We start from the raw sequence: 19,157 nt of genomic DNA, 5'->3' as shown, positions 1-19,157 counted from the left end.
CCCGCATCGCCCTGCCACTGCGGGAGCTGGCGCCTTCACCGGAAGGCGGCGGGACAAAAAAAACCCCGCGCCTTCGCAGGCGCGGGGTTTTTCTGTCAGCCCGACTGTCAGTTCTTGGCCAGACGCTGCCAGGTATCGACAACGGTGTCCGGGTTCAGGGACATCGACAGGATGCCCTCGTCCTTCAACCATTGCGCGAAATCGGGGTGGTCGCTGGGGCCCTGGCCGCAGATGCCCACGTACTTGTTGGCGGCCAGGCAAGCCTTGATCGCGCGGCGCAGCATGAACTTCACGGCCTCGTCGCGTTCGTCGAAGTCGGCGGCCAGCAGTTCCATGCCGGAATCGCGGTCCAGGCCCAGCGTAAGCTGGGTCATGTCGTTGGAACCGATCGAGAAGCCGTCGAAGTACTGCAGGAACTCGTCGGCCAGGATGGCGTTGGACGGCACTTCGCACATCATGATCAGCTTCAGGCCGTTTTCGCCGCGCGCCAGGCCGTGCTTGGCCAGCAGGTTCACGACCTTCTCGGCCTGGCCCAGGGTGCGCACGAAAGGCACCATGATCTCGACGTTGGTCAGGCCCATTTCATCGCGCACCTTCTTCAGCGCTTCGCATTCCATGCGGAAGCACTCGGCGAAGTCTTCGGCGATGTAGCGCGACGCGCCGCGGAAGCCCAGCATGGGGTTCTCTTCCTCGGGCTCGTAGCGCGAACCACCGACCAGCTTGCGGTATTCGTTGGACTTGAAGTCCGACATGCGCACGATCACGGGCTTGGGATAGAAGGCGGCGGCGATCGTCGCCATGCCTTCGGCCATTTTCTCGACGAAGAACGCACGCGGGCTGGCATGGCCGCGCGCCGCCGATTCCACGGCCTTCTTCAGCTCGCCGTCCACATTCGGGTAGTCCAGGACCGCCTTCGGGTGGATGCCGATATTGTTGTTGATGATGAATTCCAGACGCGCCAGACCCACGCCCCCGTTGGGGATCTGGGCGAAGTCGAATGCCAGTTGCGGATTGCCCACGTTCATCATGATTTTCAGATCGATGGCGGGCATGTCGCCACGGCGCACTTCTTCCACTTCGGTTTCGATCAGGCCGTCATAGATGCGGCCTTCGTCGCCTTCGGCGCAAGACACGGTCACCGCCTGGCCTTCCTTCAGCAGGTCGGTGGCGTTGCCGCAACCCACCACGGCCGGAATGCCCAGTTCGCGCGCAATGATCGCCGCGTGGCAGGTGCGGCCACCGCGGTTCGTCACGATGGCGGCAGCGCGCTTCATGACGGGTTCCCAGTTGGGATCGGTCATATCCGTGACCAGCACGTCGCCGGGCTGGACCTTGTCCATGTCCGAGATGTCGCCGACCACGCGCACGGGGCCCGCACCGATCTTCTGGCCGATCGCGCGGCCGGTGATCAGGACCTGGCCGGTCGCCTTCAGGCGGTAGCGCTGCTGCACGTCGTTGACGCCCTGCTGCGACTTCACCGTTTCCGGGCGTGCCTGCAGGATGTAGATCTTGCCGTCGACGCCGTCGCGGCCCCACTCGATGTCCATGGGACGCTGGTAGTGCTTTTCGATGATGACGGCGTATCGGGCCAGTTCATTGACCTCGTCGTCGGTCAGCGAATAGCGGTTGCGTTCGGACACCGGCACGTCCACCGTGCGCACGGCGCGGCCTTCGGGACGCTCGGGGTCGAATTCCATCTTGATCAGCTTGGAGCCGATGCGGCGGCCAACGATCGGGAAGTGGCCTTGGGCCAGCGTGGGCTTGAAGACGTAGAACTCGTCGGGGTTGACGGCGCCCTGCACCACGGTTTCACCCAGGCCGTAGGACGAGGTGATGAACACCACGTCCTGGAAGCCCGATTCGGTGTCGATGGTGAACATCACGCCGGCGCTGCCCTTGTCGGAACGCACCATGCGCTGGATGCCGGCCGACAAGGCGACGTCGGCGTGGGCGTAGCCCTTGTGCACGCGATAGGAAATGGCGCGGTCGTTGTACAGCGACGCGAATACGTGGCGGATCTTGTCCAGCACGTCGTCGATGCCAACCACGTTCAGGAAGGTTTCCTGCTGGCCGGCGAACGAGGCGTCGGGCAGGTCTTCGGCCGTGGCGGACGAGCGCACGGCGAACGAACCCTTGCCGTCGGCGTCGAGCTTGGCGAAAGCTTCACGGATCTGGGCTTCGAATTCCTTCGAAAACGGCGCATCGACGATCCATTGGCGGATCTGCGCGCCGGCGGTGGCCAGCTCGCGTACGTCTTCGGGGTTCAGCGTGGTCAGGCGTTCAGCGATGCGCTTGTCCAGGCCCGAGGCCTTCAGGAAATCGCGAAAGGCGTCAGCGGTCGTGGCAAAGCCGCCCGGCACGCGGACTCCCGCGCCAGACAGCTGGCTGATCATTTCGCCTAGTGATGCGTTCTTGCCTCCTACCGAGTCCACATCCGTCATGCGGAGCTGCTCGAACAAAACAACATACGACATTGAAGTCACCTTTTACAATGGAATGAAAGCGAGTTTGGTCAATGCATGAAGAGCCTTGTTTTTCTTGCTCTTTCAGACGCTGACCAAACTGGCCTTGGACCGCCCTTGGGGTGACTTATAGGGGCCTGATTGTACTCGGTGGAGTACGTCCGGCCATCTGCCTGGTTGGAATTTTTTACACATGACATCTACCCCTATCGTACGCACGGTATACATCGTTTCCGACAGTACCGGCATCACCGCGGAAACCTTCAGCCAGTCGGTGCTTTCGCAGTTCGAGGAGGTCGATTTCAAGCCCGTCCGGCTGCCGTTTGTCGACACCCTGGAGAAGGCCGCAGAGGTCGCCATGCGTATCGACCGCAGCGCCCTGGATGCGGGCGTCCCGCCCATCGTTTTCAGCACCCTCGTCAATCCGGAAATCCTATCTCGTGTTCGCCAGGCGAACGGAATTTTCCTGGACCTGTTCGGCACCTTCGTCAGCCATATCGAGCAGGCGCTGGGCCTGAAGTCCAGCCACTCCATCGGCCGTTCGCACATGCAGGCGAATTCCGAAAAGTACCGGAACCGGATAGACGCCATCAACTTCAGCCTGGCGCATGACGACGGCCAGTTCGTGAACCAGCTAGACCAGGCCGACGTGATCCTGGTGGGCGTTTCCCGCTGCGGCAAGACCCCGACCAGCCTGTACCTGGCCATGCAGTATGCGATCAAGGCCGCCAATTTCCCGCTCACCCCCGACGATTTCGAGCGCGGCACCCTGCCTTCCACCATCGCCCCGCATCGCGGCAAGCTGTTTGGCCTGTCAATCCAGCCCGAACGCCTGGCCGAGGTGCGCAACGAGCGCCGCCCCAACAGCCGCTACTCGCAGCTTGAGCAGTGCCGCTACGAAGTCGCCGAGGCCGAACGCATGATGCGCCGCGAAGGCATCTCCTGGCTGTCCAGCACCACCAAATCGATCGAAGAGATCGCCACGACGGTGCTGCAGGAAGTGGGCCTGGACCGGGGCTGAAAACAACAAGGGCGCACCGTGGCGCGCCCTTGTTTCCTTGTCCTTTCCCGCTCAGCGGCGGAGTTTCACGCGCTCGCGCGATCCCGCGCCCCAGTACCTCAAGGGGCCCATTTCCTGCTGCGCGACCTCCTCGGATTCTTCGAGCCGCATGGACTGGTGCCCCACGCTCGACGAGTTGCCGCTCACGCCCTCGATGCTCAACCGCACATATCTCGTCTGCCCCGGCGCCAGCGTCAGCGACAGGGATTCGTCATCGCGCAGCGTATCCACCTCGTACTTGCCGGCCGGACGGTTCACGTAGAAGAAGCTGCCGGGCTTGGACCGCCCGACCTTCACGCCGTTCACCCGCAGGTACGGCTGGCTGGACACCGCGCCGATCGGCGCCGGCGGCTGGTAGAAATAGATGCGCCCCGTATCCGGCACCATGAAGGGAATCGAGCCCGCCACATCCTTATATCGAGGCCCGCCGCAGCCGGCCAGTAACACCGCGCCCAGCACGGCAACACTCAGTTTGACCCAGCTTTTCATGCTTCGCCCCTTATTGAAAACCGCGCGGCCCGGCCGTGTGCGGCAAGACGCCTTACGCAAAGGCGGCAGTATAAGGGGGGGACAGTCCCTTCAAAGGGGAGAAAAGCAGGGAGAAAAGCGGTGAAGAAAGGCGTACGGCGCCGATGTGGGATCAGCGCGTGCCGCCATGCAAGGCCTGACGGCGCTGCTCGAACAGGCATATCGCGGCGGCGGCGCCGACGTTGAGCGATTCCACGGCAGCCATGTCGTGCGGAATGCAGACCTTGAGGGAAGCGGCGGCCAACAGCGCGGCATCCACGCCCTGCCCTTCGTGGCCGAAAATCCAGGCGCACCGTTCGGGCAGGCGGCTGGCATACAGGTTCCGCGCGCCGTCCAGCGCGGTGGCCACCAGCGGCACCCGCAGCCTGGGCAGCAAGGCGGGAAGATCGACGTGCTCATGGATCGCCAGCGCGAAATGCGCGCCCTGGCCGCTGCGCAATACCTTGGGAGACCACGCCGCAGCCGTCCCCGTCGCCAGGAACACCCGCTTCACGCCGGCCGCCGCGCAGGTGCGCAACAGCGTGCCGACGTTGCCGGGATCCTGAATGCGGTCGAACAGCACGCAATTCTCGTCCACGTCGTCCGGCAGCGCCGGAACCGGCGGCGTGACCAGGAACGCCACGCCCTGCCCGCTTTCGACGGCAGCCAGGGAATGCATCAACCTGGCGTCCAGCGCCAGGCAGGCCCCGTCCGAGACGGAGGCCGCCAGCGCGGCAATATCGGGCTGTGAAAGGCGTTCGATATCGAAAATGGCCTGATCCGGCTCACCATGATGCTGCAGCCATGCCTGGCACAGATGCACACCGTCCAGCAGCACAGGCGCGCCGCGCTTGCCTGCCGTGCCCGCCAGCCGGGCCAGCGCCTTGACCGCGGGATTCTCGCGGGAACTGATGTGCTTCATGGCGCCAGGCCGAAGGCCTTGATGGGAGCGAAACTGCGCCGATGCTCCGCGCAGGGGCCGTGCTCGCGCAGCCGCTGCAGATGCAACGCCGTGCCGTAGCCCTTGTGCTGGTCGAACGCATACTGCGGATACAAGGCGTGCAGACGCAGCAGATCCGCGTCCCGGGCTGTCTTGGCCAGGATGGAGGCCGCCGAGATGGCAGGCACCAGGGCATCGCCCTTGATCACGGTCTGGACTGTGCAGCGCAACTTGGGCGCCTGGTTGCCATCCACCAGCGCAAGCTGCGGCACGGTAGCCAGGCCCTGCACCGCGCGCTGCATCGCCAACAGGGTGGCGCGCAGAATATTGAGGCTGTCGATTTCCGCGACGGTGGCGCTGGCAATGCACCAGGCCAGCGCCCGTTCCTTGATCTCCAGGGCCAGGACCTCGCGGCGCACCGCGGTCAACACCTTGGAATCGGCAAGCCCGTCAATGGGGCGGGCCGGATCCAGGATGACAGCCGCCGCGTAAACTTCGCCCGCCAGCGGGCCGCGGCCGGCCTCGTCGACGCCGGCGGTCAGCATTGCGGGCTGCTCGGGGGCCGCGAACAGTTCAGGCTGCTCCACCGGCTACCTCCAGAATGGCCTGCGCGGCCAGCGCGGGCGTATCGCGCAGCAAATCCTGATGCATGGCGGTGAACCGCGACTCGACCCGCGCGATCAGCGCCTCGTCGGTCAGGGCCAGCCAGGTCGCGTCGGCCAGCTTGTCGGGCGTGGCGTCGTCCTGCAGCAGTTCCGGCACCACGAAATCCCGCAACAGCACGTTCGGCAAACCCACCCAGGGCAGATACGGCCGCTGCTGCCCCGACTTCCAGGACATGATACGGCGCATCCAGGGCGACAGCACATATGAAATCACCATGGGCCGCTTGAACAGCGCGGTCTCCAGCGTGGCGGTCCCGCTGGCCACCAGCACCGCATTGGCGGCCTCCATGACGGACCAGGCCACCGGCGCCTTGCGGTCGCCGCCTTCGCCGTGCAGGTCCTGCGCGGTGATGCAGCGCAGGCCGGGCACCGGATTCTGGGCCAGGATGTCCAGGAATTCGGCGCGCCGCTGGTCGTTGACCATGGGCACCACGCACTGCAGCGCCGGGTCCTTCTTCTGTAGCTTTTGCGCGGCCTGCAGGAAGCGCGGCGCGAGCAGCCGGATCTCGGATGAGCGGCTGCCGGGCAGGATCGCCAGCACGCGTGCATTCTGGTCGATACCCAGGCGTTCGCGCGCGGCGGCGCGATCGGGCTGCATGGGCACCGCGCCCGCCAGCGGGTGGCCCACATAGGTCACCGGGACGCCTTCCTTGCGATAGATTTCTTCCTCGAATGGGAAGAGCACCAGCATGTGCGACACCGATTCCCGGATCTTGTGGATGCGCTCGTAGCGCCATGCCCAGATCGACGGGCCGACGAAGTGCACCGTGGGCGTGCCGGCCTGGCGCAGTTGATGTTCCAGCCGCAGGTTGAAGTCAGGCGCGTCGATGCCGACAAAGACAGCGGGCGGCTCGGCCAGCCAGCGTTGCTTGACGTCCCGGTAGGTGCCAAGCAGGCTGGGCAGGCGTTTGAGCGCATCGACATAGCCAAACACCGTCAGCGCATGCATCGGATGCCAGGCCTCGAATTCCCGGGCCTGCATCTGCGGTCCGCCGATACCCTCGCAGCGGACAGCGGCGTCGCGCGCTTGCAGACCGGCAATGATGCGGCCGGCCAGCAGATCGCCCGAAGGCTCGCCGGCCACCATGCCGATCCGCGTGCTCATGGACGGATGATGCCGCGGGAGGCGACGTCCAGGAAATCGAGCAGCGTCTGCAGATGCTCGGCGGCTTCGGGAATGGCCTGCTGGCGCTCGCGCAGTTCGGCGCGGGCGGCGTCCAGCGGCAATCCGCGGCGATAGATGATCTTGTAGGCTTCGCGCAGCGCCGAAACGGCAACGGGCGAAAACCCGCGGCGCTTCAGGCCTTCAACGTTGACGCCGACCGGACGGCAGGGGTTGCCGGCGGCCAGCACGAATGGCGGCGTATCCTGCATGAGCGAGCTGTTGCCGCCCGTCATGGTGTGCGCGCCCACGCGCGAGAACTGGTGCACGCCGGTCAGGCCGCCGATGATGGCCCAATCGCCCACATGCACATGCCCGCCCAGTTGCACCGAGTTGGCCAGGATCGTATTGCTGCCGATATGGCAGTCGTGCGCCACGTGGACGTACGCCATGATCCAGTTGTCGTCGCCCAGCGTGGTGACGCCGCCATCCTGCGTCGTGCCCGTGTTGAGCGTGACGAATTCGCGGACCGTGTTGCGGTCGCCAATCGTCAGGCGCGTGGGTTCGCCCGCGTATTTCTTGTCCTGCGGCATGCCGCCGATGGAACAATACCGGTAGAAACGGTTGTCCCGCCCGATCGTGGTCACGCCATCGACCATGCAATAGGGCCCGATCTCGGTCCCGGCGCCGATGGTCACATCGGGTCCCACCACTGCGAACGGGCCGATGACCGCGGTCGGGTCGATTTTTGCCGCCGGATCGACGACAGCGGTGGGATGGATATTTCCGGCCATTACTCTTCCAGGCTGCGAATCGCGCACATCAGTTTGGCCGAAGCCACTTCCTGACCGTCGACCGTCGCGCGCGCTTGATACTTGCAGATGCTGCGGCTCAGGCGTTCCGCCTCGACTTCGATGCGAAGCTGGTCGCCCGGCACCACGGGGCGGCGGAAGCGCGCGCCATCGATGCCAACCAGATAGTAGGCCGTCTTCGAACCTTCGCACTTCAGTCCGCCGTTTTCGTCCGTGAACGAAAACAACGCCGAGGCCTGGGCCATGGCTTCGACGATGAGCACGCCCGGCATCACCGGATGGTGAGGAAAGTGACCGTTGAAGAACGGCTCGTTGATCGAGACGTTCTTGATGGCGACAATGGACTTGCCGGGCACCATTTCAACAACACGATCGATCAGCAGCATCGGGTAGCGATGCGGCAGCCTCTCCATGATCCCCTTGATGTCGAGTTCCATTTTTCTGTGATTTCCTGCGAAATGAAATAATCTGGCGGCGCGGACGCGCCAGGGGCGGCAACCGCGCGCCCTAGCCTTTTTCCAGCGTCCGCACGCGGCGGCGCATTTGCGCCAACTGTTGTATCACGGCGGCGTTGCGCTGCCATTCGCCATGTTCCGCATACGGGAAGACCCCGGTATAGCGGCCAGGCTTCGAAATATTGGACGTCACCGCGGTGCCGCCCGAAATGTGGACATCGTCGCCCAGGACCAGGTGGCCAGACAGCATCGCCGCGCCGCCGATGGTGCAGCGTTCGCCGATGGTCGTCGAACCCGCCACGCCCACGCATGCCGCCATGGCGGTATGCGCGCCGATGCGCGCGTTGTGCCCGATCATGATCTGGTTGTCCAGCTTCACGCCGTCGGCCAGCACGGTATCTTCGAGCGCGCCGCGGTCGACGGTCGTATTGGCCCCGATTTCGACATCGTCGCCAATGGACACCCCGCCAAACTGGGGAATCTTGCCCCAGGCACCCTTGCCCAGCGTGGGGTCCGGCGCAAAGCCAAAACCGTCCGCGCCCAGCACGGCGCCGCTATGGATGATGGCTCTGGCGCCGATCTTCACGCCTTCGTAAAGCGTGACGTTGGCGTGCAGCCGGCTGCCCGGGCCGATGGACGAGCCGGCGCCGATGACACAGCCCGGACCCACCACGGTATCGCGGCCAATCCGGACGCCCGCTTCCACTACGCAATTGGGGCCGATGCGCACGCCCGCTTCGATCACCGCATCCGGGGCCACCACGGTGGATGGATGCGTGTCGGCCGGCAAGACCGGCTGGCGGGCGGCGTCGAACCACTGCGCGACGCGGGCATACAGCAAATAGGGATGCTTACAGATGACCAGTGCGAAAGGCGGCCTGGCGCCGTCCTCGGCTTCCAGGGCTTCGGCCACCTCGGGAGAGACGATGACCGCCCCCGCCTGCGTGGCGCCAAGCTGGCTTTGGTATCGGGGGTTGGCCAGGAATGCGATTTCCTGGCGGCCGGCCGACGACAAGGTTCCGATGCCGCAGACCCTGAAAGGGTCCGCACCGGGAACCGCACTGATGCGCCAGTCCAATCCCTGGGTATTGGCGGCGCTCAACAGTGCATCGAGGGTCGGCGCGCGGGCAAGATCCAGTAAAACCGGCATGACTCAACAAGTACCGCTTACTTGCCCAGGCTCTGAATCACCTTGTCGGTGATGTCGATGCGCGGGTTGACCGTGACGGCGTCCTGGATGATCAGGTCGTAGCTTTCTTGCTCGGCGATGCGCTTGATGGCGTCGTTGGCCTTCGTCACGATGCCCGAGAATTCTTCATTGCGGCGGCGATTGAAGTCTTCCTGGAATTCGCGGCGCTTGCGCTGCAGGTCGGTATCCAGGTTGGACAGTTCACGCTGGCGCTTGACGCGGTCGGATTCCGACAGGACGGGCGCGTCCTTGTCGAACTTCTCGGCTTGCGAGCGCAGGCTGTTGTTCAGACGCTGGAGTTCGTCGTCGCGCTTCTTGAATTCGGCTTCGATTTTGCTTTGCGCAGTCTTGGCCGGACCCGATTCGCGAAGGATACGTTCGGTGTTCACGAAACCGATCTTGGTGCCTTGCGCTTGAGCGGGGATCGCGGCAGCCGAACCGAGAATGAGCGCACCCACCAGGGCAATCGAGCCGCCCAACTTGCCACGGCGCTTGGCGCGCGGCGTATTCGATGATTTAAGTGCGAAATCAGACATCATGAAAATCTCACCTTCCAGTAAGGCAAAGCCAAAGTGTGTATTGTGCCACTAAACAGCAAGGGAGCCGGGCCGAGGGGCCTCTCCCTTGTTTTCAAGCGTAACGCAGCGCTTAGAAACCGGTCCCGATCTGGAACTGGAAGCTCTGCTTGTCGTCGCCCGGCTTGGAATTGAGCGGACGGGCATACGACAACTGCAACGGTCCCATCGGCGACTGCCACGACAGGCCGACGCCCGCCGAGAAACGCCAGCCGCAAGGATCCTCGACCTCGGTGTTGTCGCGGCCGCCGGTGCAGCTCAGGCCGCTGCCCGAAGACACCTGACCGGCATCGCTGAAGATGAACCAGCGCAGCGTGCGATCCTTGGACGCGCCCGGGAACGGCAGGTACAACTGGGCATTTGCGACAATGCGCCGCGTGCCGCCCAGATAATCGCCGGTCTTGACGTCGCGCGCACCCAGCGACGAACCCTCGTAACCGCGAACGGTGCCGATACCGCCGGCATAGACGTTCTTGATGACGGGGTAATTCTTGTTGCCGTAGCTCTGGCCCCAATCCACCATGCCGTTCAAGGCCAGCGTGTACGAGCCGCCCAGCGGCACGAAGTACTGCTGCTGACCGGTCAGCATCGTGTATTGCAGGTCGACGGTCGAGACGTCGGCCTTCAGGCGGGTGTACGAACCCTTGGTCGGAGCCAGCGCGCTGTCGCGCGTGTCCTTGGACCAGCCGGCGCTGAAAATCACCGAATTCGTGGAATCGCCATACTGATCCACGAAGTCGTCATAGGCCTGCGGCGAGTTGTTGTACAGGTCGATCTGGTTGCGCTCGATGTTCGCGCCCAGGAAGATCCGGTCGTACTCGGAGATCGGAATACCGAAGTTCATGCCCAGGCCCAGGGCCTTGACGCGGTAGTCACCGTCGTTGTTGTTCCAGGGCTCGGTCACGCGGTAGTAGGCCGACGTGGTGCGGCTGATGCCGTCCTTGGTCCAGTACGGATCGGTATGCGACAGCACGATGGCGCGGTTCGTCTTGCTGGTGTTCAGTTGCAGCGTCAGGTTGGTGCCGCTGCCGAAGACGTTGTCTTCGCTGATACCGGCCGACAGAATGGCCTTTTCGGACGAGCCGTAGCCCACGCCCAGGTTGATCATGCCGGTGGGCTTTTCCTTCACGTCGACGTTGACGTCCACCTGGTCGGGCGAACCCGGAACCGGATCGGTCTTGACGTTGACATCGCTGAAGTAGCCCAGGCGGTCGACGCGGTCACGCGACGTCTTGATGTCCTTGGCGTCGTACCAGGCGGCTTCCTGCTGGCGCATTTCGCGGCGCACGACCTCGTCGCGGGTGCGGGTATTGCCGCCGATCTGGATGCGGCGCACATAGACGCGGCGGCTCGGATCGACGTAGAACGTGAGGTCGGCTTCGTGCTTGGCGCGGTCGAGCTGCGGATTCGGGTTCACGTTGGCGAACGCGTAGCCCAGTTCACCCAGGTAGTCGGTGATGGCCTTGGCCGAATCGTTGGTCTTGGCGGCCGAGAAGGTCTCGTCCGGCTTGACCTGCACCAGTTCGTTGATTTCCTTGTCCAGGCCCAGCAGATTGCCGGCCAGCTTGACGCTACGGACCTTGTAGGGCTCGCCTTCATGGACGGTGATCGTGATGCGGATATCCTGGCGATCAGGCGAAATCGTGACCTGGGGCGGCTCGACCGAGAATTCCAGGTAGCCCTGGTCAAGGTAGAACGAGCGCAGGCGTTCCAGGTCGCCTTCGAGCTTTTCGCGCGAATACTTGTCGGTATCGGTGTACCAGGTAAGCCAACCCGGCGTCGTCAGCTTGAACTCGTCAAGCAGGTCGCTTTCCGAAAATGCCTTGTTGCCGACGAAGCGGATTTCCTGAATGCGCGCGACCGAACCTTCGAACACGTCGAAGCTCACGCCGACGCGGTTGCGCGGCAGCGGCGTCACGGTGGAGGTCACTTCGACGCCGTACTTGCCCTTGGACAGGTACTGCTGCTTCAGTTCGTATTCCGCGCGTTCCAGCATGGAACGGTCGAAAATGCGGCCTTCGGCAAAACCCACCTGGCCCAGCGACGTGGTGATCGCCTTGGAGTCGAACTCGCGCATGCCGTTGAAGTTCACGGATGCGATGGTCGGACGTTCCTGCACCACCACGACCACGACATTATTGTCGGTCTGGATCTGCACGTCGGTGAAAAAACCCGTGCCGTACAGGCGGCGAATCGCTTCGGTGGCTTCTTCTTCAGTGAATTTCTCTCCGACCTTCACCGGAAGATAACCAAAGACGGTGCCGGCGTCGGTCCGTTGAATACCCTCTACGCGGATATCCCGCACGACAAAGGGGTCGAAGGCGTGGGCCATGGCCGGAAACAGCAGCGCGGCGATCAGACTTGGCACTACGCCAGGCAGTACACCCTTTTTGTGATGAAACATCCGGCGAAAAGACATCCTTGAGTATCCTCGGTCGTGCAAATGGCGGGGGATTTTATGCTAAATCGCGTTCAAGTGAATAAACGCGTGAAATCGTTAAACAGCGCAAGCCCCATTAGGCCTGCCAATAAACCGATGCCGGCGCGCTGTCCGATGTCGATCCACTTTGCTGGCGGCGGGCTACCCCGCACAATTTCGACGAGATAGTACAGCAGATGGCCGCCATCCAGCATAGGAATGGGAAGCAAATTTAATACACCCAGGCTGATACTGATCAACGCGATATAGGCGATATACGCAACAATGCCGATCCGGGCGGTCTGGCCGGCGTAATCGGCAATGGTGACCGGGCCGCTGACGTTGCGCCAGGAAACGTCGCCCGTCACCATGCGGCCCATCATGCGCAGCGAAAACCAGGCGGTATCCCAGGTGCGGACGGCGCCACGCCAAAGGCTTTCGAAAACGCCATACCGCACCGTCACCATCGGCACGTTGCCGCCGAGCTGAACGCCCAACCGTCCGATTTCCTGGCCGTTGACCGTTTCCGCGCGAGGCGTGACGTTAAGGGTGATGTTGGCGCCATCGCGCACCAGGGTCAGCGCCAGGGGCTTGCCCGCGCTTTCCTGGATCTGCTTGACCAGCGCGCCCGTATCCGGTGTGGGCTGCCCGTTCACGGCCACGACCAGGTCGCCCGTGCGCAGGCCGGCGGCCTGCCCTTCGCCACCGTCAATCACGGCACGCACGGCCGGCTTGGGCTGCGCCAGGCGGATGCCGGCGGCGGCCAGCGGGTCTCCGCCGGCCGGGTCCATCGTGTTGGAAGGAAGTTGCAGTTCGCGCTGCTGAACGGCGCCGGCGGGCGTGCTGACTTCAATCAGCGCCCGCCCGCCCGTGGACATCACGTCCATCAGGCGCCAACGGGCGTCCGACCAGGAAGCGACTTCGGCGCCATCGATCGCCAGGATGCGATCGCCTGGCAGAAGACCGGCGCGGGCCGCGGGCGTGTCGGCCGCGGGCTGGGCGATGACCGCCACCGGCTCTTCGGTGCCGGCCATGTTCAGACCGGCATACAGCAGGACGGCAAGGATCAGGTTGAAAATCGGGCCGGCGGCGACGATGGCGATGCGCTGGCCGACGGGTTTGCTGTTGAACGCGCCGGCAATTTCAGCGGGGCTGGCGCCGGCCGGGGGATCGTCCTGCATCTTGACGTAGCCCCCCAGTGGCAGGGCCGAAACCGCCCACTCGGTGCCGTGCCGGTCGGTGCGGCGCAAGATGACCTTGCCAAACCCCACCGAGAACCGCAGCACCTTCACACCGCACAGGCGCGCGACCCAATAGTGTCCCAGCTCATGGAAAATGATCAGTGAGCCAAGCGCAACGGCAAAGGCCAGCAGGGTGAAAAGCATGGGTCGGGGAGTCTAAGAAATCGAAGCTAGGAAACCGAATCTGGAAAATCGAGCCTGGAAAACCGAGTCTGGAAACCCGAGTCTGGAAACCCAGAAGAGGCGCGGCCGGCCATCAGGCTAGCCCCAGGCTACTCGCAAACGCGCGGGCGTCGGCGTCAAGCGCGAGTACGTCGTCAAGACTGTTGAGGGTAACAGATGCTTGCCGCCCGTGCCACTCCAGGGAGGCCTCGATCACCCGCGCGATCCAGGTATACGCCAGCCGTCCGTCCAGGAAGGCCTCGACCGCGACTTCATTGGCGGCGTTCAAGGTGACGCAGGCACCCTGCCCCGCGCGCAGCGCGGCAAAGGACAGCGCCAGGCAAGGAAACCGGGACAGGTCAGGCTTTTCGAAATCCAGGCGCCCCAGGCGTGTCAGATCCAGCGGGCCCACGCCGCTGGCAAGACGCTCCGGGAAACCCAGGCCATAGGCGATCGGGGTGCGCATGTCGGGCTGTCCCAACTGCGCGAGCACGGATCCGTCGTCGTACTCGACCATGGAATGCACCACGCTTTGCGGGTGCACCACGACTTCGATGCGGTCGGCTGGCATGGCAAACAGCCAATGCGCTTCGATCACCTCCAGCCCCTTGTTGAGCATGGTGGCCGAGTCCACTGAAATCTTGCGGCCCATGCTCCAGTTGGGATGGGCGCAGGCCTGGGCCGGGGTAACCTCGTGCAGGTCTTCGAGATCGCGGCCGCGGAAGGGGCCGCCGGAGGCGGTCAGCAGCAGGCGGCGCACGCCGCGCGCGGGCTTCTCGGGCGCCGCAGCGCTCCCGCCGTGCGGGAGGCATTGGAAAATGGCATTGTGTTCGCTGTCGATTGGCAGCAATTCCGCGCCGTTGTCGCGGATAGCCTGCATGAAGAGCGAACCGGCCGCGACCAGGGCCTCTTTGTTGGCCAGCAGCACGCGCTTGCCGGCTCGCGCGGCCGCCAGAGCGGCGGGCAGACCCGCAGCGCCCACGATGGCGGCCATGACCGAATCGCACTGCGGGTCGGCGGCGGTATCGGCCAGTGCCTGCGCGCCCACCCGGATCTCGGGCAGCGGCTTGGCGTCTGGCCAGGCATCCAGGAATTTCTGCCGCGCGGCGGCATCAGGCACCACCACGACCGCGGCGCGGCTGGCCAGCGCTTGCTCGGCCAGGCGCTTCATCTGGCTGTACGCCGATAGCGCATACACCGCCAGGCGCTCGGGATGGCGGGCAATCACATCCAGCGTGCTTTCACCGATCGAACCGGTCGATCCCAGCACGACGACGCGTTGAAAAGCCGTCAAAACAAGACTCCAGACAAAAGTAGCGCAAACGGCGCGACGGGAAGAATCGCGTCGATGCGGTCATAGACGCCGCCATGGCCGGGCAAGAGCGTGCTGGAATCCTTGCGGCCCGCACGGCGCTTGAGCAGCGATTCGAACAGGTCACCCACGATGGACAGCACGCCCAACAGCGCGGCAATCGGAAGCGCCAGCCAGAAGGTCCAGCGCTCTACCAGCGCGTGGCCGAACGTCCCCGCCCACAGGCTGGACAGGCCGATCCACACCACGGCGCCCAGGACACCGGCAATGGCGCCTTCGATGGTTTTCCCCGGACTGACTCGCGGAGCCAGTTTACGCTTGCCGAACGCCCGGCCGGCAAAATAAGCAGCGATATCGGCCACCCAGACCAGCGCCAGCAAGGACACGACGAACCCAGCGCCGTGGGCGAGGAACATCTGCGCCAGCACGGCCCAGGCCGCGAACGCGGCGGGCACCGAAAAGGCGGACCAGGCCAGGCTCGCGGGCGCCGCATCGGACCGGCCGCGCACCACGGCAGCCACGCCGCCGAACAGCCAGACGGCCGAGACGGCGGGCACCAGGTAGCGCAGCACCCAGGCCGGATCGCTCACCCCGCCCCGGTCGCCCGCCAGCCAGGCGGACGCCAGCGCCAGCATGCCGGCGAACAGCAGCACGGCGATGCCAACGGAAATCAGGGGGGACGGGGGCTGGGGCAGCGTCAGGCGCAGCCACTCCCAGTTGGCGCATGCGGCGGCCAGCGCCAGCAAGGCCACGAACCACCAGGGGTTCGCACTGACCATGGCGGCAGCCAGAATGGCCAACAAGACGGCGGCGGTAACGATACGCTGGCCCAACATATGACGGTCTCCTCGTGTGCAGCTTTGGAAAGACGCGCAGGTCGCCTTCAGCTTATTTCGTGCCGCTTTCGCTGACTTGTGCGCTGGTGCGGCCAAAACGGCGTTCGCGCGTGCGGTACCAATCGAAGGCTTCCAGGAGTTCCTTGGCGCCGAAGTCCGGCCAATAGCGATCCGTGAAGTAGAACTCCGCGTAGGCCATTTGCCAAATCAGGAAATTGGAAATGCGTTGTTCGCCGCCCGTGCGGATGAACAGGTCGGGTTCGGGCGCCCAGGCCATGGAGAGATGCCGGGCAAGGCGCTCCTCGTCGACCAGCTCGGGCTGGGCCGCCAGGGCCGGCTCCGCCGCCAGCATGGCGCGCGTCGCTTGAAGGATGTCCCAGCGTCCGCCATAGTTGGCGGCGACCGTCAGGTGCAGGCGGTCATTGTGCGCCGTGCGCGCCTGGGCGGCGGCGATGAGTTCCTGCAGGCGCGGCTCGAAGGCGCTCAGGTCGCCGATCACGTGCAGGCGCACGCCCTGCTCGTCAAGCTTGCCGATCTCGCGTTCCAGCGCCTGCACGAACAGGCGCATCAGCAGCGACACTTCCTCGGCGGGACGGCGCCAGTTCTCGGAACTGAATGCGAACAGCGTCAGGTAACGGACGCCGGCCCGGCCGCAGGCCTCGACAACGCGCCGTACCGCCTGCACGCCCTTGGCATGGCCCGCCGTGCGAGGCAGCAGCCGCCGCGTGGCCCACCGGCCGTTGCCATCCATGATGATAGCGACGTGCTCGGGGATATCGCGAGTATCGGGAACCGCCTGAGTCGAACTGGTTGCCATTAGTGTGGGACTGCGCGCGGTGAAACGGCGAAAAACAGGAATACTGGAAAAGCCTGCGCCGTCGTTTCCATCGCTACGTAGGCGTACCGCGAGGCAATGGACAGGACGGCGCGTGGGCAGGGAATCCCGACCGTGGGAGCTGGCGGCAACCGCCGGCGGCCCCTACGGCGTGGTGGGATTATACGGTCATGATTTCCGCTTCTTTCTGGACGACCATCTTGTCGATGTCGGCGACGGCCCGATCCGTCAGCTTCTGGACGTCGTCCTGGGAACGACGCTCGTCGTCCTCGGAGATTTCCTTGTCCTTGACCAGCTTCTTCAGCGCTTCGTTGGCCTCGCGGCGCAGGTTGCGCACGGCGATCTTGGCCTCTTCGCCTTCGCTGCGGACGACCTTGGTCAGGTCGCGGCGGCGCTCTTCCGTCAGGGCAGGCATCGGCACGCGGATGGTGTCGCCCATGGAGATGGGATTCAAGCCCAGGTCCGATTCGCGAATCGCCTTTTCAATCGGGCCGGCCATCTGCTTCTCGTACGGCTGCACGCTGATCGTGCGGGCGTCCACGAGGTTCACGTTGGCGACCTGGCCGACCGGCACGGGCGAGCCGTAGTAGTCGACCTGCACGTGATCCAGGATGCCCGTGTGGGCGCGGCCCGTGCGGATCTTGCCCAGGTTGATCTTGAGCGTATCAAGCGATTTGGCCATTCTGGCCTCGGCGGATTTGCGGATTTCTGCTGCGCTCATGGAATTTCCTTTTCTTTAGACGTGTACCAACGTGCCTTCGTCTTCGCCGCTGACGACTCGCTTGAGCGCGCCGGACTTATTGATCGAAAACACTTTGATCGGCAGTTTCTGGTCGCGGCACAGCGCGAAGGCCGTGGCGTCCATGACTTCCAGACGGCGGACGATCGCCTCGTCGAAGCTGATCCGCGCATAGCGCGTGGCGGTCGGATCCTTGTTGGGATCCGCGCTGTAGATGCCGTCCACCTTGGTGGCCTTCAACACGATCTCCGCGCCGATCTCGGCGCCGCGCAAGGCGGCCGCGGTGTCGGTGGTGAAGAAGGGGTTGCCCGTGCCCGCGGCGAAGATGACGACCTTGCCTTCTTCGAGGTAGCGCAGGGCCTTCGGGCGGATGTAGGGCTCGACGACCTGATCGATATTCAGGGCCGATTGTACCCGGGTGTCGATGCCCTTGTGCTTGAGCGCGTCTTGCAGCGCAAGCGCGTTCATGATGGTGGCCATCATGCCCATGTAGTCGGCGGTGGCGCGGTCCATGCCCTGCGCGCCCGGGGCGACGCCACGGAAGATGTTGCCTCCGCCGATGACGATGGCCAGTTCGACGCCAGTGGCGGCGACTTCGGCGATCTCATCGGTCATGCGGACGATGGTGGAACGATTGATGCCGAATGCATCGTCGCCCATCAGCGCCTCGCCGGAAAGTTTGAGAAGAACCCGTTTGTATGCTCTGCTGCTCATAGGTGATATCCCGAAGAACAATCCGACGAAAGTGTAAGACAAGAATGGGGAACCCCCCCACCGCCGCCCCGCTGCGCGGGTGGCTACCCCAGGGAAGTGTCACCTTGGGGAGCCCTTGCGGCGAAAAAGGCCGGACTAGAATTTAATCTAGCGCCGGCCTTTAAGCACTACCTTGAGATCAGGCGGCGCCGGCGGCGGCGGCTGCAACCTCAGCGGCGAAGTCGCTGGTCTTCTTCTCGATACCTTCGCCGACCACGAACAGCACGAACTTGCTGATCGAGGCGCCCTTTTCCTTCAGGTGCTGTTCGACCGTGTGCTTGTCGCTCTTGACGAAAGGCTGCGACAGCAACGTCACTTCCTTCAGGAACTTGGCAACCGAACCTTCGACCATCTTGGCGACGATGTCGGCGGGCTTGCCCGACTCGGCGGCCTTCTGCTCGGCGACCGAGCGCTCGGCGGCGATGTCGGCGGGGTTCACGCCGTCGGCGTTCAGCGCCTTGGGCTTGGTGGCGGCGATGTGCATCGCCAGATCCTTGCCCACTTCCTCGGCGCCCGTGTATTCCACGAGCACGCCGATCTTGCCGCCGTGCACGTAGCTGGCCAGTGCGTTCGGGGTCTGGATGCGCTCGAAGCGGCGGATCGAGATGTTCTCGCCGATCTTGCCGATCAGGGCGGTGCGGGTCGTTTCAACCGTGCCGTCGCCGTAGGGCAGCGCCGACAGAGCGGCCACGTCGGCCGGATTCTGCGTGGCGACCAGTTCGGCCAGCTTGTTCACGAAGCCCACGAAGTCGTCGTTCTTGGCGACGAAGTCGGTTTCGCAGTTGATTTCAATGACGGCGCCTTGCTTGGCGTCGGCGGAGATGAACAGGCCGATCAGGCCTTCGGCGGTGACGCGGGCAGCAGCCTTGCTGGCCTTGTTGCCCAGCTTGACGCGCAGGATTTCCTCGGCACGGACCAGGTCGCCTTCGGCTTCCGTCAGGGCCTTCTTGCATTCCATCATGGGCGCGTCGGTCTTTTCGCGCAGTTCCTTGACCAGGGCAGCGGTAATTTCAGCCATGTTTGCTCCAAATTTTGCTAAGACACGCCCCGGCGGGCCGGGGCAGTGGATTGATTCGATGGGACGCCCGCTGTG

Annotated in this window: 18 protein-coding genes; 1 reads left to right on the top strand and 17 read right to left on the bottom strand. The window is 64.3% G+C overall.

Annotated features, from left to right (window positions below; genetic code table 11):
* Nucleotides 1–107: 107 nt before the first annotated feature.
* Nucleotides 108–2,474, bottom strand: coding sequence for a phosphoenolpyruvate synthase (ppsA, locus tag ASE30_RS11775; RefSeq protein WP_057284486.1), 2,367 nt, complete (start codon nucleotides 2,472–2,474; stop codon nucleotides 108–110).
* A gap of 181 nt (nucleotides 2,475–2,655) precedes the next feature.
* Between ppsA and ASE30_RS11770 the strand changes: the two genes are divergently transcribed.
* Entirely contained in the window at nucleotides 2,656–3,483 is an 828-nt protein-coding gene (locus ASE30_RS11770) for a pyruvate, water dikinase regulatory protein (protein WP_057284485.1), read from the top strand.
* Between the two features lie 51 nt (nucleotides 3,484–3,534).
* Here the strand turns inward: ASE30_RS11770 and ASE30_RS11765 are convergent, their stop codons facing one another.
* The 16 genes from ASE30_RS11765 to tsf form a co-directional block, all read right to left on the bottom strand.
* Nucleotides 3,535–4,011: a DUF2846 domain-containing protein gene (locus ASE30_RS11765; protein ID WP_057284484.1), complete on the bottom strand. Its 477-nt coding sequence runs from the start codon at nucleotides 4,009–4,011 to the stop codon at nucleotides 3,535–3,537.
* A gap of 151 nt (nucleotides 4,012–4,162) precedes the next feature.
* On the bottom strand, nucleotides 4,163–4,951 hold the full coding sequence (locus ASE30_RS11760) for an RNA methyltransferase (protein WP_057284483.1): 789 nt from the start codon (nucleotides 4,949–4,951) through the stop codon (nucleotides 4,163–4,165).
* Nucleotides 4,948–5,556, bottom strand: a complete 609-nt coding sequence (rnhB, locus tag ASE30_RS11755; RefSeq protein WP_057284482.1) for a ribonuclease HII — start codon at nucleotides 5,554–5,556, stop codon at nucleotides 4,948–4,950. The genes ASE30_RS11760 and rnhB overlap by 4 nt, the downstream gene beginning before the upstream one ends.
* Nucleotides 5,543–6,739 carry a lipid-A-disaccharide synthase gene (lpxB, locus tag ASE30_RS11750; protein ID WP_057284481.1) on the bottom strand — a complete coding sequence of 399 codons (1,197 nt, stop codon included), beginning with the start codon at nucleotides 6,737–6,739 and terminating at the stop codon, nucleotides 5,543–5,545. Before lpxB ends, rnhB begins: the two co-directional genes overlap by 14 nt.
* Nucleotides 6,736–7,530, bottom strand: a complete 795-nt coding sequence (gene lpxA, locus ASE30_RS11745; RefSeq protein ID WP_057284480.1) for an acyl-ACP--UDP-N-acetylglucosamine O-acyltransferase — start codon at nucleotides 7,528–7,530, stop codon at nucleotides 6,736–6,738. The genes lpxB and lpxA overlap by 4 nt, the downstream gene beginning before the upstream one ends.
* Nucleotides 7,530–7,985 carry a 3-hydroxyacyl-ACP dehydratase FabZ gene (fabZ, locus tag ASE30_RS11740; protein ID WP_008167730.1) on the bottom strand — a complete coding sequence of 152 codons (456 nt, stop codon included), beginning with the start codon at nucleotides 7,983–7,985 and terminating at the stop codon, nucleotides 7,530–7,532. The genes lpxA and fabZ overlap by 1 nt, the downstream gene beginning before the upstream one ends.
* Nucleotides 7,986–8,055: 70 nt before the next feature.
* Nucleotides 8,056–9,153 carry a UDP-3-O-(3-hydroxymyristoyl)glucosamine N-acyltransferase gene (gene lpxD / locus ASE30_RS11735; protein WP_057284479.1) on the bottom strand — a complete coding sequence of 366 codons (1,098 nt, stop codon included), beginning with the start codon at nucleotides 9,151–9,153 and terminating at the stop codon, nucleotides 8,056–8,058.
* A gap of 17 nt (nucleotides 9,154–9,170) precedes the next feature.
* Nucleotides 9,171–9,731, bottom strand: a complete 561-nt coding sequence (locus ASE30_RS11730) for an OmpH family outer membrane protein (protein ID WP_057284478.1) — start codon at nucleotides 9,729–9,731, stop codon at nucleotides 9,171–9,173.
* A gap of 109 nt (nucleotides 9,732–9,840) precedes the next feature.
* Nucleotides 9,841–12,186, bottom strand: coding sequence for an outer membrane protein assembly factor BamA (gene bamA, locus ASE30_RS11725; protein WP_057284477.1), 2,346 nt, complete (start codon nucleotides 12,184–12,186; stop codon nucleotides 9,841–9,843).
* 53 nt (nucleotides 12,187–12,239) lie between these two features.
* Nucleotides 12,240–13,571 (bottom strand): RIP metalloprotease RseP, encoded by a 1,332-nt coding sequence (rseP, locus tag ASE30_RS11720; RefSeq protein WP_057284476.1) that lies wholly within the window; start codon nucleotides 13,569–13,571, stop codon nucleotides 12,240–12,242.
* Nucleotides 13,572–13,683: 112 nt separating this feature from the next.
* A complete protein-coding gene (locus ASE30_RS11715; protein WP_057284475.1) occupies nucleotides 13,684–14,883 on the bottom strand; it encodes a 1-deoxy-D-xylulose-5-phosphate reductoisomerase in 1,200 nt (399 codons plus the stop codon).
* Nucleotides 14,880–15,737, bottom strand: coding sequence for a phosphatidate cytidylyltransferase (locus ASE30_RS11710; RefSeq protein ID WP_057284474.1), 858 nt, complete (start codon nucleotides 15,735–15,737; stop codon nucleotides 14,880–14,882). Before ASE30_RS11710 ends, ASE30_RS11715 begins: the two co-directional genes overlap by 4 nt.
* Nucleotides 15,738–15,789: 52 nt before the next feature.
* A complete protein-coding gene (gene uppS, locus ASE30_RS11705; protein WP_057284473.1) occupies nucleotides 15,790–16,554 on the bottom strand; it encodes a polyprenyl diphosphate synthase in 765 nt (254 codons plus the stop codon).
* A gap of 178 nt (nucleotides 16,555–16,732) precedes the next feature.
* Complete coding sequence (gene frr, locus ASE30_RS11700) at nucleotides 16,733–17,293, bottom strand: ribosome recycling factor (protein ID WP_057284472.1); 561 nt, start codon at nucleotides 17,291–17,293, stop codon at nucleotides 16,733–16,735.
* A gap of 15 nt (nucleotides 17,294–17,308) precedes the next feature.
* On the bottom strand, nucleotides 17,309–18,025 hold the full coding sequence (pyrH, locus tag ASE30_RS11695; RefSeq protein ID WP_054425864.1) for a UMP kinase: 717 nt from the start codon (nucleotides 18,023–18,025) through the stop codon (nucleotides 17,309–17,311).
* A 178-nt stretch (nucleotides 18,026–18,203) separates the two neighbouring features.
* Complete coding sequence (gene tsf, locus ASE30_RS11690; RefSeq protein ID WP_057284471.1) at nucleotides 18,204–19,082, bottom strand: translation elongation factor Ts; 879 nt, start codon at nucleotides 19,080–19,082, stop codon at nucleotides 18,204–18,206.
* Between the last annotated feature and the right edge of the window lie 75 nt (nucleotides 19,083–19,157).

It is taken from the genome of Achromobacter sp. Root83, from assembly GCF_001428845.1.
Classification (GTDB): Bacteria; Pseudomonadota; Gammaproteobacteria; order Burkholderiales; family Burkholderiaceae_B; genus Achromobacter.
Note: the sequence above shows the minus strand (reverse complement) of the source record. Positions and strands in the feature narration are given on the sequence as shown.

What these genes read in the sequence shown, in the direction of transcription:
- ppsA (WP_057284486.1), bottom strand. Translation starts at nt 2,474, where the DNA reads ATGTCGTATGTTGTTTTGTTCGAGCAGCTCCGCATGACGGATGTGGAC.
- ASE30_RS11770 (WP_057284485.1), top strand. Translation starts at nt 2,656, where the DNA reads ATGACATCTACCCCTATCGTACGCACGGTATACATCGTTTCCGACAGT.
- ASE30_RS11765 (WP_057284484.1), bottom strand. Translation starts at nt 4,011, where the DNA reads ATGAAAAGCTGGGTCAAACTGAGTGTTGCCGTGCTGGGCGCGGTGTTA.
- ASE30_RS11760 (WP_057284483.1), bottom strand. Translation starts at nt 4,951, where the DNA reads ATGAAGCACATCAGTTCCCGCGAGAATCCCGCGGTCAAGGCGCTGGCC.
- lpxB (WP_057284481.1), bottom strand. Translation starts at nt 6,739, where the DNA reads ATGAGCACGCGGATCGGCATGGTGGCCGGCGAGCCTTCGGGCGATCTG.
- lpxA (WP_057284480.1), bottom strand. Translation starts at nt 7,530, where the DNA reads ATGGCCGGAAATATCCATCCCACCGCTGTCGTCGATCCGGCGGCAAAA.
- fabZ (WP_008167730.1), bottom strand. Translation starts at nt 7,985, where the DNA reads ATGGAACTCGACATCAAGGGGATCATGGAGAGGCTGCCGCATCGCTAC.
- lpxD (WP_057284479.1), bottom strand. Translation starts at nt 9,153, where the DNA reads ATGCCGGTTTTACTGGATCTTGCCCGCGCGCCGACCCTCGATGCACTG.
- ASE30_RS11730 (WP_057284478.1), bottom strand. Translation starts at nt 9,731, where the DNA reads ATGATGTCTGATTTCGCACTTAAATCATCGAATACGCCGCGCGCCAAG.
- bamA (WP_057284477.1), bottom strand. Translation starts at nt 12,186, where the DNA reads ATGTCTTTTCGCCGGATGTTTCATCACAAAAAGGGTGTACTGCCTGGC.
- rseP (WP_057284476.1), bottom strand. Translation starts at nt 13,571, where the DNA reads ATGCTTTTCACCCTGCTGGCCTTTGCCGTTGCGCTTGGCTCACTGATC.
- ASE30_RS11710 (WP_057284474.1), bottom strand. Translation starts at nt 15,737, where the DNA reads ATGTTGGGCCAGCGTATCGTTACCGCCGCCGTCTTGTTGGCCATTCTG.
- uppS (WP_057284473.1), bottom strand. Translation starts at nt 16,554, where the DNA reads ATGGCAACCAGTTCGACTCAGGCGGTTCCCGATACTCGCGATATCCCC.
- frr (WP_057284472.1), bottom strand. Translation starts at nt 17,293, where the DNA reads ATGAGCGCAGCAGAAATCCGCAAATCCGCCGAGGCCAGAATGGCCAAA.
- pyrH (WP_054425864.1), bottom strand. Translation starts at nt 18,025, where the DNA reads ATGAGCAGCAGAGCATACAAACGGGTTCTTCTCAAACTTTCCGGCGAG.
- tsf (WP_057284471.1), bottom strand. Translation starts at nt 19,082, where the DNA reads ATGGCTGAAATTACCGCTGCCCTGGTCAAGGAACTGCGCGAAAAGACC.